The 15256-nt window shown below is 58.0% G+C and carries 14 protein-coding genes; 6 read left to right on the top strand and 8 right to left on the bottom strand.

The window, feature by feature from the left end; genetic code table 11:
- The first annotated feature begins 18 nt into the window (after positions 1-18).
- Positions 19-1866: a dihydroxy-acid dehydratase gene (locus tag GOV89_RS19035; RefSeq protein ID WP_348540127.1), complete on the top strand. Its 1848-nt coding sequence runs from the start codon at positions 19-21 to the stop codon at positions 1864-1866.
- Positions 1867-2056: 190 nt separating this feature from the next.
- On the opposite strand, the gene GOV89_RS19030 is transcribed toward GOV89_RS19035, so the two are convergent.
- Positions 2057-2980 (bottom strand): epimerase, encoded by a 924-nt coding sequence (locus tag GOV89_RS19030; RefSeq protein ID WP_171236341.1) that lies wholly within the window; start codon positions 2978-2980, stop codon positions 2057-2059.
- A gap of 84 nt (positions 2981-3064) precedes the next feature.
- Between GOV89_RS19030 and GOV89_RS19025 the strand changes: the two genes are divergently transcribed.
- Positions 3065-3958 (top strand): LysR family transcriptional regulator, encoded by an 894-nt coding sequence (locus GOV89_RS19025; protein WP_171236340.1) that lies wholly within the window; start codon positions 3065-3067, stop codon positions 3956-3958.
- A gap of 3 nt (positions 3959-3961) precedes the next feature.
- On the opposite strand, the gene GOV89_RS19020 is transcribed toward GOV89_RS19025, so the two are convergent.
- Complete coding sequence (locus GOV89_RS19020) at positions 3962-4489, bottom strand: redoxin domain-containing protein (protein WP_171181023.1); 528 nt, start codon at positions 4487-4489, stop codon at positions 3962-3964.
- 91 nt (positions 4490-4580) lie between these two features.
- Here GOV89_RS19020 and leuB point away from each other — a divergent pair, with 91 nt between their 5' ends.
- A complete protein-coding gene (leuB, locus tag GOV89_RS19015) occupies positions 4581-5684 on the top strand; it encodes a 3-isopropylmalate dehydrogenase (protein WP_171181021.1) in 1104 nt (367 codons plus the stop codon).
- Positions 5685-5737: 53 nt separating this feature from the next.
- Here leuB and GOV89_RS19010 read toward each other — a convergent pair whose 3' ends face one another.
- Positions 5738-7912: a transglycosylase domain-containing protein gene (locus tag GOV89_RS19010; RefSeq protein ID WP_171238826.1), complete on the bottom strand. Its 2175-nt coding sequence runs from the start codon at positions 7910-7912 to the stop codon at positions 5738-5740.
- A 258-nt stretch (positions 7913-8170) separates the two neighbouring features.
- Between GOV89_RS19010 and GOV89_RS19005 the strand changes: the two genes are divergently transcribed.
- Positions 8171-8509, top strand: a complete 339-nt coding sequence (locus GOV89_RS19005; protein ID WP_058273036.1) for a P-II family nitrogen regulator — start codon at positions 8171-8173, stop codon at positions 8507-8509.
- 33 nt (positions 8510-8542) lie between these two features.
- On the top strand, positions 8543-9853 hold the full coding sequence (locus tag GOV89_RS19000; RefSeq protein ID WP_171181017.1) for an ammonium transporter: 1311 nt from the start codon (positions 8543-8545) through the stop codon (positions 9851-9853).
- Positions 9854-9900: 47 nt separating this feature from the next.
- On the opposite strand, the gene GOV89_RS18995 is transcribed toward GOV89_RS19000, so the two are convergent.
- The 5 genes from GOV89_RS18995 to GOV89_RS18975 all read right to left on the bottom strand — a co-directional run bounded on the left by GOV89_RS18995 (position 9901) and on the right by GOV89_RS18975 (position 13296).
- A complete protein-coding gene (locus GOV89_RS18995) occupies positions 9901-10197 on the bottom strand; it encodes a YciI family protein (protein ID WP_171181015.1) in 297 nt (98 codons plus the stop codon).
- Positions 10198-10334: 137 nt separating this feature from the next.
- On the bottom strand, positions 10335-11519 hold the full coding sequence (locus tag GOV89_RS18990; RefSeq protein WP_171181013.1) for an amino acid aminotransferase: 1185 nt from the start codon (positions 11517-11519) through the stop codon (positions 10335-10337).
- Positions 11519-12373, bottom strand: coding sequence for a 3-mercaptopyruvate sulfurtransferase (gene sseA / locus GOV89_RS18985; protein ID WP_171181011.1), 855 nt, complete (start codon positions 12371-12373; stop codon positions 11519-11521). The genes GOV89_RS18990 and sseA overlap by 1 nt, the downstream gene beginning before the upstream one ends.
- Positions 12374-12466: 93 nt before the next feature.
- Positions 12467-12736, bottom strand: a complete 270-nt coding sequence (locus tag GOV89_RS18980) for a hypothetical protein (protein WP_171181009.1) — start codon at positions 12734-12736, stop codon at positions 12467-12469.
- Positions 12733-13296, bottom strand: coding sequence for a helix-turn-helix domain-containing protein (locus GOV89_RS18975; protein WP_171181007.1), 564 nt, complete (start codon positions 13294-13296; stop codon positions 12733-12735). Before GOV89_RS18975 ends, GOV89_RS18980 begins: the two co-directional genes overlap by 4 nt.
- 107 nt (positions 13297-13403) lie before the next feature.
- Here GOV89_RS18975 and ilvD point away from each other — a divergent pair, with 107 nt between their 5' ends.
- Positions 13404-15236 carry a dihydroxy-acid dehydratase gene (gene ilvD, locus GOV89_RS18970; RefSeq protein WP_171181005.1) on the top strand — a complete coding sequence of 611 codons (1833 nt, stop codon included), beginning with the start codon at positions 13404-13406 and terminating at the stop codon, positions 15234-15236.
- Positions 15237-15256 lie beyond the last annotated feature (20 nt).

Genomic DNA, 15256 nt, shown 5'->3' with positions numbered 1-15256 from the left:
CCATTTTGGAGGTATCTCGTGGCTAAGAATCCTGTACTGATCGACGACCATCCTGGACGCAACTCTCAGGCCTATGGAATTGCGCGCGAACTTGGCACGGACGAAGATCTGATCCACGCGCCTTCTGTTGGTGTTGTCGGCACAAAAGGCGATAGTCAGTGCTATCTTGGCGTGCAGCCCAAGGTCGAAGCAATACATGCAGCACTGCGAGACCAGATTGGCAAAGACGCAGGCAAAATCGCCATGCGTCTGGTTCAGCCTGAATACTCCATCGCAACATCTGACGGCATCCGCAATGGAACGCGCGAAATGCGCTATTCACTCATCGGGCGCGAAGTGACCAACGACGTGTTTTCCGAACATCTCTCAGCCTCCGGCCTGGGGGGCACAATTGCTGTGGTGGCATGTGACAAGCCACCGGTTGGTACGCTGGCTGCTTTGCTTGAACACAACCAGCCTGCGATCATGATGTCCGATGGGTCCATTCATCCCTCGAAAGACCCGGAAACCGGCGAAATGCTGGACATCATCGCCGCCTATCAAGTTGCCGGGAGCGAGGACGCAGCATACCGCAAACGCATCGCTTGCCTTGCCTGCCCCGGTATTGGATCGTGCGGTGGGATTTTCACCTACAATACGATGCAGACCTTTATTGGCGTTGTGGGCATGCAGCCATTGCATATGGTGGCACCGCCTTCGGACGACCCGCGCCGCATGGAAGAGTTTCCGTCGCAGTTGGTAGGCTACCTTGCCAAGTTGATTGAAGACGGCACGCGACCGCGCGACATCGTCGGGCGCGACTCACTGCGCAACGCGTTGACTGTTGCGATGGCGATCGGCGGCTCGACCAACGTGGTTCTGCACGTGCCCGAGATTGCCCGTGCCGCAGGTTACGCGAATTTCTGGAAAGACATCGTCACACCAGAAGAGTTCAATGAATGGTCTCAGAAAATTGTTCCGGTCCTGACAGACGCACGACCCTACGGCCGCTATTCGATGGTGGACATCGACAGGGTCGGTGGTGTGCAGGTGATCGTCAAGGAACTGATCGACGCTGGCATGGTCAATGGCGACGCGCCGACGTGCACTGGCGAAACTCTGGCGGAACAGGTCCAACGTCTGGGCGCTGCCGCGCCGGACGGTACGGTGATCTATCCTGTGTCAGCGCCCTTTAAAGAAACGGGCGGCCTGCGCCTTCTGGGCGGTAATCTGTCACCGGAATTCAGCGCCATTTTGAAGCTTGCAGGTGTCGAGCGCGGACTTGAGGACAACGTGTTCCGAGGTAAAGCGAGGGTGTTCGAGGGCGAAGCCCGCCTGCTTGAGATGCTCGACACCAACCCAATGGGATTTGAAGACAATGATATGATCATTGTTCGATACGAAGGGCCGTCAGGTGCACCAGGCATGCCCGAGATGTTGGACGCAACGGCACGGATCACGACCCTGTGCCGCGAACGGGGGATCACAGTTGCTCTGATGACCGACGCGCGTTTTTCGGGCGGATCGGTCGGGCTGGTTATTGGGCATGTCGGACCTGAGGCTGCTTTGGGTGGCCCGATTGCTTTGGTTGAGGACGGAGATGAGATTATTGCCGATTTGAATGTGAACGAGCTAAACGCGCCGGTTTTGGACGACCCAAATGTTGTTGCTGAACGCAAGGCACGCTGGGAGGCCGAGGTGGCTGGAAACGGCGGCGTACATCCAAATTGCGGTACAGCGGATACCCGCCTTTTGCACCGGATGCGGTCATCCGCCGTGCCCGCTGTGCGCGGCGGCGGTATGCACCCGGACCGTGAGCTGTGGGTCAACACGCCTCGTGAGCCTCAGCTATCAGGGTTTTTGCCAACAAACCGGTGGAGGTCGTGAAACCTCGGGCGACGCGATAGTTGGTCCCGAAGGGGCGTGGCGCACCCGTTGAAGGATCAGATCCAATAAACAGAAAAATTGTTCGCGGCGGCATCCGTCGCTCCGCCGCAGCCAATTGGATTAGCAGCGCGAGGTCTGGCCTCTTATTGAACCGGGTAACCTTCACCGTCCAAAGTAAACGCAACGAAGGTCAGTTGTTGGCAGGTTTCAACAGACCGCCGCCGACGGACCGGATCGCAGGCGATGGGGCTACAAGTTGCGTTGGAATCGCAGAACATAGGGCAACATCCAAATCAGTCCGCGGCACCGCGCCTAGCAACTCGGTAAGGTATGTGCCGTCCAACTGATGGGGCACTTGCCAAAGATACCGCATCTCAAGCAAGTGCGCGGCCATACGCCAAAACGGTCGAGCCAATTTCAAGGGCCACCAGTGCATCGGCTTCACGGAAATGTCCTGCCCAGTGACCTTCGACAGAGCATGAGCAAATTGTGATCCGGTCAGGGTGTAACCTTCGAATGGGACATCGCAAAACCGGGGCAACTCATGGCGCTTTTCGGCCAGCAGCACTGCAACGCGGGCCAGATCTGGTAGATAAGCCCACGCATGCGGGATGTCCGGGTTGCCGGGATAGACCAACCGCCCCTTAGCAAGATCTTTGATCATGACCTGATCAAACCAGTTGCCCGAGGCACATGTGTCAATGAAATCCCCGGCACGCAGAATAATGGTACGCGCGGTCGAGCGGCGATAGGCTTCCTCCATCTCTATTCTGACACGACCCAAAGGGTTGCGCGCCTTGTGCGGTGTTCCACCATACCAGGGACCCGGTGCTTCAGGTCCAAAGACATAGACGTTTCCCGGCACCAAAACCGTTGCCCCGGTCTCCTCCGCTACCTTAATCACCTGTTGGTGCAGGCCCGGTACAAGACCTGCCCAATCGGGGTAGGGCGGATTCCAGCCATTGACGATAACGTCCATTCCGCGCGCCTCTTGTTCCAGCGTGTCGCGCGTGCGGTCAAAGCTGTGCACGGTCCACCCGGCGTTGCGAAACGCCAGCGCAGCGTTGCGACCAAATCGGCCCGTGGCCCCCAGAATAAGTACGGATTGCGGCATGGTTCCCTCCTGTTGGGGCAGAGATTACCCTAAGGAAAGCAATAGGGAATTGCCCCAAATTGCAGATCATGTATTCATTTTTGAATGGACAAAGCCCTTACACATGCCGACTGGTCCCTGATCCAAAGCTTTCTTGCGGTGGCCGAAACCGGGTCTCTTTCTGCCGCAGCCCGACAGTTGGACCGCAGCCAGCCCACCTTGGGACGGCAGATTCAGACGCTGGAAGCCGAGCTGGAGGTTTCTCTTTTTGAACGACACGCAAGAGGGCTGAAGCTAAGCGATGTGGGCCATCAATTGCTGCCCATGGCCCAACAGATGCACACGGCCATGAACGCTTTTAGCATGACAGCAGCCGGTCAGTCGCAACAACTGGAAGGATCAGTGCGCATTACCGCGTCGGTCTTTGCATCGAACCACATCCTGCCGCCGATTTTGGCACATATCCGGCAACAGGAACCTGCGATTCAGTTGGAACTGGTTGCCACCGATGCCACCGAAAACCTGCTGTTCCGAGAAGCCGATATTGCCGTGCGCATGTACCGCCCCGAACAGATGGACATTCTGACCCGGCATTTGGGTGAGATCTCGTTATGTTTTTGCGCCGCTAAAAGCTATTTGGATCGCGCAGGTCGCCCGACCTCACCAGAAGAGGTGTTCCAACACGACCTTGTGGGATTTGACACGGATGACCGCATCATTGCTTCGATGCAGGAAAGGGGCTGGAACGTTGGGCGCGATGCCTTTGCCACACGATGCGACCACCAGACCGTGTATTGGGAACTGATCAGAGCAGGCTGCGGACTGGGATTCAGTCAGATTCAGGTGGCCGAGGCCGATCCGCTGGTCGAAATTCTGGATATTGGGGTCGAGATCAAGAAAATGCCGGTGTGGCTGGCCGCGCCGCAAGCCATGCGCCAGACCCCGCGCATTCGCAGGGTCTGGGACCTTTTGGCCGAAGGGCTCAAGGCTAGTCTTTGACGGTCAAAGCGGCCCTGTATAAGTCCCGCGCGCAGGGTAATTGTTGCCAAGGGTAAACTTCAGACCACCCGCAATATCCGACATCGACGGGCGCCCAAATGGCGTGGTTTGCTGCCACGCGTAATAGAGCGTCTGATCGGGTGCGATATAGAAATGACCGGGCTCTGCGAAAAAATCGGGTTCTGCACTGCCTTCGCGCTTGGTTGAGATGTTCAGCCCCCAATCCTCGCGGGCGGCAGCCAGCGGCAGGCTGTGACCCACGCGCAGTCGTTTTGCCCCGGCTTTCTCGGCTGTTTCGGCGGCACGTTCGGCGGTATCGGTTGTGATCATGATGACCTCGACGCCCAGCGCCGCAAAATCGTCCAGCGCCGCCTCGACCTCGGTCATCTGCTTGATGCAGATCGGGCAATGAAGTCCGCGATATTGAATCACCAGAGTCCCGTTTTCGCCCTTGTCTGCCTCAAGATCGAAGCTGCCATGCGCCACGGTTTCGATTTTCAGCGCAGGAACCGGATTTCCAGGTGTCAGCATGTGTTTTCCTCGTGTTTTGACGGGTTCGTCTCATTGACCCGATGCACCGCAGACGCTAGGGCCTGTGCAACAAAACGCAAGGAGACCCTTCATGTCCAACCCCTCGCTCCTCATCCTGCCCGGAGACGGAATTGGCCCGGAAGTTATGGCCGAAGTGCGCAGAATCATCGATTGGTTCGGCACCAATCGCGGTCTTCAATTTGACGTGAGCGAGGATCTGGTAGGCGGTGCCGCCTATGACGCCCACGGCAAGCCGCTGTCTGATGAGACGATGGCCAAAGCGCAAGAGGTGGACGCGGTTCTGCTGGGTGCTGTTGGCGGCCCGAAATACGACGATCTGGATTTCAGCCTCAAGCCCGAGCGCGGTCTGCTGCGCCTGCGCAAGGAAATGGACCTGTATTCCAACCTGCGCCCGGCCCAGTGCTTTGACGCGCTGGCCGATTTCTCGTCGCTGAAAAAAGACATCGTTGCCGGTCTGGATATCATGATCGTGCGCGAGCTGACCTCGGGCGTCTATTTCGGCGAACCGCGCGGCATCTTCGAAGAAGGCAATGAACGCGTCGGCATCAACACCCAGCGTTACACCGAATCCGAGATTGAACGCGCCGCACGCTCGGCCTTTGAACTGGCGATGCGCCGGAACAAAAAGCTGTGCTCGATGGAAAAAGCCAACGTCATGGAATCCGGCATCCTGTGGCGTGAAGTCGTGAATCGTGTCGCCGCCGACTACCCCGAGGTTGAGCTGAGCCATATGTATGCCGACAACGGCGCCATGCAGTTGGTGCGCGCGCCGAAGCAGTTCGACGTGATCCTGACCGACAACCTGTTCGGTGACATCCTGTCCGACTGTGCCGCGATGCTGACGGGCTCTCTGGGCATGTTGCCTTCAGCTTCGCTGGGCGCGCCTATGGCCAATGGCCGCCCCAAGGCGATGTACGAACCGGTCCACGGCTCGGCCCCTGATATCGCGGGTCAGGGCAAAGCAAACCCGATCGCCTGTATCCTCAGCTTTGCCATGGCGCTGCGCTATAGCTTCGATCAGGGCGAAGAGGCAGACCGCCTTGAAGCCGCGATCGAGAAAGTTCTGGCTGAAGGCGTCCGCACCGGCGACCTGCTGGCGGATGAAGGCGTCACACCGGTGTCCACCACCGAAATGGGTGATGCGATCCTGGCAGCTTTGGATGCCAGCGTCTAAACCACGCAAGAAACGAACGACAAAAGGCGGTACCCAGTGCACCGCCTTTTTTGTTAGTTGCCGCCGAATATATTTCTCAGCAGGTTATTGATGTCTTCCGCAAAACCGCCCTGCCTACGACGGGGCTGTGGCTGCGCAACTTGCACCGGCGGTTCAGGTGCCATCATCGGCAGGGGCGTAGGCGTCATCCCTTCGGTGACGCGCAGCATGGTCTCTTTCCAGATTTCAGCAGGCAGCCCGCCCCCGGTTACGCCAGACAGCGGCGTGTTGTCGTCATACCCCATCCAGACGCCGGTCACATAATCAGCCGTAAAGCCGATGAACCACGCATCCCGCGCGGCCTGAGTTGTCCCGGTTTTGCCTGCCACCTGCCAACCCGGCAGCTTGGCGCGTCCGCCGGTGCCTTCGGACACCACACGCTCCATCATCCAGGTCAGTTGCTTGGCGGCCGAGTCGTTGATCACCCGTTCACCAATACCTGTCGTCGTGACCATGACGGGAGTTTCATCCCCCAGCAGCTTCAGCTCGGTTAAGCCATAAGGCTCCACTGCCGATCCACCGTTCAGGATTCCTGCGTAAGCTCCGGTCATCTCGATCAGCGTGCTTTCCGACGCGCCCAGCGCCAAGGCCGGACCCTGCGCCAGATCGCTGGCAATACCAAAGCCGCTTGCGACAGTGCGGACGTTATCCAAACCCGAAATCTCCGCCACTTTCACAGCCGGAATGTTCAAAGAGTTCATCAACGCATCTGCCAACGTCACCTGCCCATAGAACTTGTTGGTGTAGTTTTTGGGGCACCATTGACCTGAACCGGGAATGTTCACGCAGTAAGGCTCATCCATCACCGTATCCAGCGGCGAATACCCAAGTTCCAGCGCGGTGGCGTAAACGAACGGCTTGAAGGACGACCCTGTCTGACGCAACGCCTGCGTCGCCCGGTTAAACGCACCAGACACCCTTGTCTTGCGCCCACCAACCATGCCGCGCACTGCACCGTCCGCAGACATCACGACAATCGCGGCCTGCGCCTCGGACCCTTCGCGCACCTTTTCCTGAAAGATGAACTTCAGCGCTTCTTCGGCAGAGGTTTGGATGCGCTGATCCAGAGTGGTACGGATCACCACATCCTCGGTGGTGTTGCGCGTAAAGAACTCGGGCCCACTTGCCATGACCCAATCCGCGAAATATCCGCCTGCGCGCGCAGCGGCAGCTTCTGAAAGCTCGGCCGGTCTGGTGCGTGCTTCGCTGGCTTGTGCCGCGGTCAAATAGCCCTGGTCCTCCATCAAACCAATCACAAGCCGTGCCCGGTCCTGAGAACGTTGCAGGTTATTCGTTGGCGCATACCGCGTGGGTGCCACCAGCAGACCGGCCAGCATCGCAGCCTCAGCTGGGGAAACTTCTGCGGCAGACTTTCCAAAGTATCGCTGGCTGGCCGCTTCAAACCCGCGCGCGCCTGCACCCAAGAAGGCCCGGTTCAGGTAGATCGTCAGAACCTCGTTCTTGGAGTATTTGACCTCCATCGCCATTGCATAAACGGCTTCCTTGGCCTTGCGCCAAAGCGAGCCCTGGCGGCAATCGGCCTCGTAAGTGGCTTCAGAGTCCCATTCAGACGGATCATACGGCTCTCCCAGACACAGCAGTTTGGCTGTCTGTTGGGTGATGGTTGACCCGCCATGGCCAGACAAAGGCCCGCGTCCTTCGCTCAGGTTGATGCGCACGGCACTTGCAACGCCGCGCGGGCTGACACCGAAATGACGGTAGAATCGCTTGTCCTCGGTCGCGATCACGGCGTTCTTCAGATGGGGCGACACCGTATCCGCCGTGATCACCCCGCCAAACTGATCCCCGCGCCAGGCAAAAACCTTGCCATCGCGATCCAACAAGGTCACTGACCCGCGCGCGCGCCCGTCCAGTAAGGCATCTACATTGGGCAGAGTTGTATACACGATGCCGACCGCCAATGCGATCAGGGCGGCGACAATTGCCCCCACGCGCCACGTCAAACCCCAGATCAACCTCCAGATCCAGCGGAAGAGTCGACGGAAAATACCGCCTCCGTTTCCGCCGGTGCGTTTGCGCTTTGTCTTGCGCGTGGTTTTGCGGGCGGTCGTCTTGCGTGCGGTCGATTTCTTGCCCGCCGGGCGCTTGGAGGCCGACGGTTTACGCCCTTTGGAGGGGTATCTTTTGTCCGCAACCAATCGCGGCTTTCGGCGCTTGGACTCAGTCATGCTCAAACTCTGCCCGTTATACTTTTGCGCCACCATACCCCGGAGACCCGTCTATGTAGAGGTCCGAATTTCCGTAATTTCCCCTCATCAATCTGCTCATTTTTTAGCCACTTCGTACTTTTTGTGCAAAAAATGTGCAACAATACGCCATTTTGGTATGCAATTACGACCCGTAACCGTTTCTTACGACGTTCTGTCACGCTCTTTTTCTGCAGGTGCAAACAAACCGGTCCCACCGGACAATCAGAGGGGAAAGACGTGAAACTGATCATTGCGACAATCAAGCCGTTCAAGCTGGAGGAGGTGCGCGAAGCACTGACCGAAGCTGGCGTGCGCGGCATGATGGTGACCGAAATCAAGGGCTTCGGCTCGCAGTCCGGTCACACCGAAATCTACCGTGGGGCCGAATATGCGGTGAACTTCGTGCCCAAGATCAAGCTCGAGATCGTGGTGCCCGCCACAATGGCCGACCAGATCGTCGAGACCATCACCAAAACCGCCAAAACCGGGAAAATCGGTGACGGCAAGATTTTCGTCCTCGATGTCGAGCAGGCTCTGCGCGTGCGAACCGGGGAAACCAACGAGGAAGCGCTGTAAGCGCGGCCACTCACACTCATTCGAGGAAGTAAAATGAACCTGATGAAATCTCTCATCCCTGCCGCTGCACTTGTCGTGCTGCCGCAGATGGGTCTGGCGCAAGAGGCCGCTGAAGGCGAGGCTGCGCTGCACACCCAGTATATCTTCACCACCTTGCTGTTCCTGATGGCGGGCTTTCTGGTTTTCTTCATGGCTGCAGGCTTTGCCATGCTGGAAGGCGGTCTGGTGCGGTCCAAGAACGTCGCCATGCAGATGATCAAGAACATTGCGCTCTTTTCCATTGCCGCGATCATGTACTGGCTGGTTGGCTTCAACACGATGTATCCGGGCGACTTCAATGGTTTCCTTGCCATTGGTGGTCCGACCGTGCTTGATCCAGTCGGCGTTGACCCTGCCGAGGCTGCTTTGGACTACGCCTCGATCGGGTCGGACTTCTTCTTCCAGTTGGTCTTTGTGGCGGCAACCGCGTCGATCGTGTCGGGTGCCGTAGCGGAGCGTATCAAGCTTTGGCCCTTCCTGATCTTCGTCGTCGTGCTGACCGGTATCCTGTACCCGATCTCGGGGTCTTGGAAATGGGGCGGCGGCTGGCTGGACGCCATGGGCTTTTCCGACTTCGCCGGTTCGACCGTTGTACACTCGGTCGGTGGCTGGGCCGCTCTGGCTGGCTGTCTGATCCTTGGCCCGCGGATTGGCAAGTACAAGGACGGCAAGGTTCACCCGATGCCCGGTTCAAATCTGGCGCTGGCGACCTTGGGTACCTTCATCCTGTGGCTGGGGTGGTTCGGTTTCAACGGCGGCTCGCAGCTGGCGATGGGCACCGTGGGTGACGTAACCGACGTATCGCGCATCTTCGCCAACACCAACATGGCCGCCGCATCCGGTGCTGTCGCAGCCCTGATCATGACACAGGTCCTGTACAAAAAGCCTGACCTGACCATGGTGCTGAACGGCGCGCTGGCCGGTCTGGTGTCAATCACCGCTGAACCTCTGGCCCCGACCCTGTTCGGCGCGCTTTGGATCGGTGCTGTGGGCGGTATCATCGTGGTCTTCGCGGTTCCGATGCTGGACAAGTTCAAGATCGACGATGTGGTCGGTGCCATCCCGGTCCACCTGTTCGCAGGCATCTGGGGCACCATCGCCGTCATCTTCTACGGTGAAGCCAGCCTGATAACCCAGTTGACCGGTGTAGTGGCCTACGGTGTCTTCACCTTCGTGGCCGCTTTGATCCTTTGGACGATCCTGAAAGCCACCCTTGGCATTCGCGTCAGCGAAGAAGACGAGATCAACGGCCTCGATATGGCAGAGCTGGGCATGGAAGCCTACCCCGAATTCTCGAAGGGCTAAAGCCTGAGATATTAGAGCCTAAGCCGGGCGTTCGCGCCCGGCTTTTTTTATAAAACCGCCATCTGATCTTCGAGCAATTTTCCCCAAGTGAAAATTTCAAAGCTACGATATTGCGGCACATAAAAAGGGTCTTTTTCGATCAAACCGACGACATCCGCTCTGCTGTCGGCCTCAACAACCCAAAGCGCGCCGCAAAAGTCTTCATCTGTATCAGGCTTCAAGCCGCCGCCGATCAACAACTCGGGATGGGCCTTGGCATATGCGACATGCGCATCGCGAAGGTCGCGCCGTGCGCGAACTTGAAGCATGTCCTCTGTGTCTTTGAAGATAACAGCCCAGCGCATTCCTAACCTCGTATTCAGTACCTCTATGAGGTTAGGGGCGGTTGTTTGTTGGCGATAGGGCCAGTCGGACCGAATGCCATATTCCAGAAAAAAGCCGCGCTGGTTGGCGCGGCTTCTGTTATTTGATGGTGACCCGGTCAGACACCCACGGCGATAATCGCCTGTGCCAGAATCGGCACCGTCGCCGCATTCAGACCTGCGATGTTCAGGCGGCTGTCACCAACCATGTAAATGCCGTGATCTACGCGCAGTTTCTCGACCAGTTCCGGTGCCGCACCCAGGCGTGAGAACATACCCCTGTGCTGGGCAATGAAACCGAAACGGTCCGAACCGCTCAGACGCTGCAACTCGTCGGCCATTTGCTGGCGCAGTCCCAGCATGGACAGGCGGACTTCTTCCAGCTCTGCTGCCCAATCCGCGCGCAGGGCCTCATCCATCAGGATGGTTGTCACGACGCGCGCGCCATGATCCGGCGGGAAGGAATAGTTCTGGCGGTTCAGAAACGCCAGTGTTCCCTGATTTAAAGCGGTTTGTCCGGCGTCCGCGCTGATCGCCATCAACAAACCAGTACGCTCTCGGTAGACACCGAAATTCTTCGAGCAAGACGCGGCAATCAGGCATTCCTTGACCGATGAGGCAACCAGGCGTGCCGCCTGTGCGTCTTCTTCCAAACCGTCACCAAATCCCTGGTAGGCGATGTCGATCATCGCCACGAGGCCAAGCTCGTTGATCAGGTTCACGACCTCTTGCCATTGCACCATGTTCAGGTTGGCACCGGTCGGGTTGTGACAGCAGCCATGCAACAGAACTACGTCACCTGCTTTGGCGGTTTTCAGGTCGGCCATCATCCCGTCGAAATCAACGCCGCGGGTTTCGCCATCGAAATACCGGTACTGAACGGTCTCTATCCCCAGATAGTTCAAGATCGACAGGTGGTTCGGCCAGGTCGGGTTCGAAACAAACACACGCGCCGAAGGGTTCGCCATGCGGATCATCTCGAACGCCTGTCGGCAAGCGCCCGTGCCGCCGGGTGTCGCCACAGCGGCAATGTTGGCACGCGGAACCGATGTGCCCAGAACCAAGCCGATCATCGCGTCTGCAAAAGCCGGATCACCCGCCAGACCGGTGTAAGCTTTGGTTTCCTGCTCTTCCAAAATGCGTCGCTCGGCAGCTTTGACTGCACGCATCACTGGAGTCACGCCATCGGCGTTCTTGTAGACGCCCACACCCAAGTCGATCTTCTGATCGCGCGGGTCTTCGCGGTACATCTGCATCAAGGCCAGAATCTTGTCGGCAGGCTGCGGCTTGAGGTTCTCGAACATCAGTTCTCTCCGGTTGCGACGGGCAGGGTTGGGAAGGCACCCCATTCAGCCCAGGAGCCGTCATAAAGCGAGTGGTCTTTCTTGCCCATGCGTTCAAGCGCAAGGCTCAGAATCGCGGCAGTGACGCCCGACCCGCATGAGGTGATTGCAGGTTTGGACAGATCAACGCCAGCGGCCTGGAAAATGGCACGACAGTCCTCGGGCGATTTCATTGTGCCATCTGCATTGAGCAACTGGCCGAACGGGACGTTGCGGGACCCGGGGATATGGCCCGAACGCAATCCTTCGCGCGGCTCGGCTTCCGCGCCGGTAAACCGACCGGCAGAGCGGGCATCGATGATCTCATGATCAGCCAACTTGGCTGCAGCGGAAACTTGCGTGACGTCCCGGACAAGTTGGTTTTGAACGCGCACAGTCATGTGACGATCACGGATGACCGGCGGCAGATCCTCGATCTCGCGATCTTCGGCTTGCCACTTGGGCAAACCGCCATCCAGAACCGCGATGTTTTCCTGGCCCATCAGACGGAACAACCACCAGACACGTGCCGCTGACATCAGCCCAGCGCCGTCATAGACGACAACCTGATGACCATCGCCCACGCCCATCGCCCGAAGGCGTGACATGAATTTCTCGACCGGAGGAGCCATATGCGGCAGTTCCGATCGGTGATCCGAGATTTCGTCAATATCGAAGAACCGCGCCCCGGGGATGTGGCCGGCATCATATTCGGCTTTGGCGTCGCGGTTCTGCGCGGGCAGATACCAAGACCCATCCAGAATCCGCAGATCCGGGTCTTTCATATGCGCGGCCAGCCATTCAGTCGAAACGAGGGTTTTTGGATCGTCCTGCATCAAAGCCTCCCCTAAGCGAGCTTGGATTTTCCCTATACCCCGCGTCTTTTAGGTTCAAGTGTGGATAGCGCTAGCGCCTGATACCCACTTGATTTATCGCGCCCCGCGCGGGCGAAAGTGCTGAATGATGCCGATGATACTGATCAAAATCCAGAACCCTTCGATCAGCATTGAAGCCAAGTTGAAATTCTCAAGCAAGGAATAGACGATCAGCACCGACCCCAGCAGGTTGACGACAGGAAAGGCCAGGTCGTCAGAGTTCATCATCCGCATTTGTGTCGCGAAATAGGCCGCAACCACAATAAGGGCTCCGAACGAGCCGATGGCGTCAACGATGGTGAGGCTGTCGAAAAATGCGGTCATGACTCTGCCTTGGTCGTCTGTGAATATTCGGTGTGTTGGGCGTAGTGATGCATGTTCAGAAACGCTGCCCCCTGCGGACCTGCGCGATAGCCATGCGGCAAATCAGCAGCAAATCGCACGCCCTGGCCTGCTTGCAAGGGTACCCAGTCCCCGTTGCGCAGAATGTCGAGAGAACCTTCAAGAACAAAGACTTCTTCTGTTACACCCGTTGCGTGCGCTGGTGACTCGTGACTTTGGTTCGGGGTCAGACTGACGTGAAACGTCTCGGCCCTCAGAACGGGATCGAAAGGGAAGACGATCTTGACTTCGATACTGCCGGGAAAGGTGACAGTCTGAAAGACTGAGGGGTCGCCATTGGCCGTGTCGATCAACGCACTCAGCGGCACCTGAAAGCCTTTGGCGATCTTCCACAGTGTTGCAATTGTCGGGCTGGATTCACCACGCTCGATCTGACCCAGCATGGCCTTGCTGACGCCCGTCAACTCAGCCGCTTTCGACAGGCTCAGACCCGAAGCCGACCGCACATCTCGCAACCTAAGCGTAATGTCATCAGCATCCATTTTAGCGCTCCGCGAATCCTCTTGTACGTTATAACGCACATATGCTACGTGCGCTATAACGTACGACCCCAAAGACATGCAACCCGAGGAAATAGGGAAAACAGCACATGCCATTGTACCGATCCAGAACCTCTACCCATGGCCGCAACATGGCCGGTGCCCGCGGATTGTGGCGCGCCACAGGCATGGGCGATGATGATTTCGGCAAGCCGATCATCGCCATCGTCAATTCGTTCACCCAGTTTGTGCCCGGCCACGTGCACCTGAAAGATCTGGGTCAGATGGTGGCGCGTGAAGTCGAGGCCGCAGGTGGCGTTGCAAAAGAGTTCAATACCATCGCGGTGGATGACGGCATTGCCATGGGCCATGACGGGATGCTCTATTCGCTTCCCTCGCGTGAAGTGATCGCGGATTCTGTGGAATACATGGTCAATGCGCATTGCGCTGACGCCATGGTCTGCATTTCGAACTGTGACAAGATCACGCCAGGCATGCTAATGGCTGCCATGCGCCTGAACATTCCTGCGATCTTTGTGTCAGGTGGGCCAATGGAGGCGGGCAAGATCGACATCGCCGATCTGGACGCGAAGAAAATCGACCTTGTGGACGCCATGGTCGCCGCAGCGGATGACAAATTCACCGACGAGCAGGTTCAGCACATCGAAGAAAACGCCTGCCCGACCTGCGGATCATGCTCGGGGATGTTCACGGCCAACTCGATGAACTGTCTGGCCGAAGCGCTGGGTCTGGCCTTGCCGGGCAACGGTTCGACACTGGCAACACATGCCGACCGCAAAGAGCTGTTCCTGGAAGCGGGTCGCCGTATCGTTGAGATCACCAAGCGACATTACGATCTGGACGAAAAAGGCTTCCTGCCGCGTGAGATCGCAACTTTTGACGCGTTTGAGAACGCCATGAGCCTCGACATCGCCATGGGTGGGTCGACCAATACCGTTCTGCACCTGCTGGCCATCGCACATGAGGGCGAGGTCGATTTCACCATGACCGACATGGATCGCCTCAGCCGTAGGGTGCCGTGCTTGTGCAAAGTCGCGCCCAACACTGAGAACGTGCATATGGAAGATGTTCACCGCGCTGGCGGAATCTTCTCGATCCTCGGCGAACTCAGCCGAGCGGGCCTGCTGCACGAAGACTGCAGCACGGTGCACTCGGCCACGATGGGCGAGGCGATTGCCAACTGGGACATCAAGGTCGCCAACAACCCCAGGGCGCAAGAGCTGTTCAGGGCCGCTCCTGGCGGTGTGCGCACAACGCAGGCGTTCAGCCAGTCGAACCGGTTCAAAGAATTGGATACCGACCGCGAAGGCGGCGTGATCCGCGCGAAAGAGCACGCTTTCAGCCAGGATGGCGGCCTTGCGGTTCTGTTCGGAAACATCGCCCGCGACGGCTGTATCGTGAAAACAGCTGGTGTGGATGAAAACATCCTGAAATTCACCGGTTCTGCTTACGTTTGCGAAAGTCAGGATCAGGCCGTCAGTGACATCCTGACCGGCAAGGTGAAAGAGGGTGACGTGGTTGTCATCCGCTATGAAGGCCCGCGCGGCGGGCCCGGCATGCAGGAAATGCTCTACCCCACCTCCTATCTGAAATCCAAAGGGCTGGGCAAAGCCTGCGCCTTGCTGACCGATGGCCGCTTCTCGGGCGGCACGTCCGGATTGTCGATTGGCCACGTCTCGCCCGAGGCAGCCGAGGGTGGTGAAATTGGACTGGTCAAGAACGGCGATAAAATTGAGATTGATATCCCCAACCGCTCGATCCACCTGGCTGTGTCCGATGAAGAGCTAGCAGAGCGCCGCCAGGAGCAAGACGCCAAGGGGTGGGAACCTGCCGCGCCGCGCAAACGCAAGGTCTCTACTGCGTTGAAAGCTTATGCCAAGCTGACCACCAGCGCGGCAAAAGGAGCTGTACGCCAGCTTTGATCTGGTAACGGCCAGCCTTT

Source organism: Ruegeria sp. HKCCA5763, assembly GCF_013034545.1.
In the GTDB taxonomy this organism is placed as follows: Bacteria; Pseudomonadota; Alphaproteobacteria; order Rhodobacterales; family Rhodobacteraceae; genus Ruegeria.
Note: the sequence above shows the minus strand (reverse complement) of the source record. Positions and strands in the feature narration are given on the sequence as shown.

Excerpts from the sequence above, each read along its gene's own strand:
- GOV89_RS19030 (WP_171236341.1), bottom strand. The coding sequence starts at position 2,980 with ATGCCGCAATCCGTACTTATTCTGGGGGCCACGGGCCGATTTGGTCGC.
- GOV89_RS19025 (WP_171236340.1), top strand. The coding sequence starts at position 3,065 with ATGGACAAAGCCCTTACACATGCCGACTGGTCCCTGATCCAAAGCTTT.
- GOV89_RS19020 (WP_171181023.1), bottom strand. The coding sequence starts at position 4,489 with ATGCTGACACCTGGAAATCCGGTTCCTGCGCTGAAAATCGAAACCGTG.
- leuB (WP_171181021.1), top strand. The coding sequence starts at position 4,581 with ATGTCCAACCCCTCGCTCCTCATCCTGCCCGGAGACGGAATTGGCCCG.
- GOV89_RS19010 (WP_171238826.1), bottom strand. The coding sequence starts at position 7,912 with ATGACTGAGTCCAAGCGCCGAAAGCCGCGATTGGTTGCGGACAAAAGA.
- GOV89_RS19000 (WP_171181017.1), top strand. The coding sequence starts at position 8,543 with ATGAACCTGATGAAATCTCTCATCCCTGCCGCTGCACTTGTCGTGCTG.
- GOV89_RS18995 (WP_171181015.1), bottom strand. The coding sequence starts at position 10,197 with ATGCGCTGGGCTGTTATCTTCAAAGACACAGAGGACATGCTTCAAGTT.
- GOV89_RS18990 (WP_171181013.1), bottom strand. The coding sequence starts at position 11,519 with ATGTTCGAGAACCTCAAGCCGCAGCCTGCCGACAAGATTCTGGCCTTG.
- sseA (WP_171181011.1), bottom strand. The coding sequence starts at position 12,373 with ATGCAGGACGATCCAAAAACCCTCGTTTCGACTGAATGGCTGGCCGCG.
- GOV89_RS18980 (WP_171181009.1), bottom strand. The coding sequence starts at position 12,736 with ATGACCGCATTTTTCGACAGCCTCACCATCGTTGACGCCATCGGCTCG.
- GOV89_RS18975 (WP_171181007.1), bottom strand. The coding sequence starts at position 13,296 with ATGGATGCTGATGACATTACGCTTAGGTTGCGAGATGTGCGGTCGGCT.
- ilvD (WP_171181005.1), top strand. The coding sequence starts at position 13,404 with ATGCCATTGTACCGATCCAGAACCTCTACCCATGGCCGCAACATGGCC.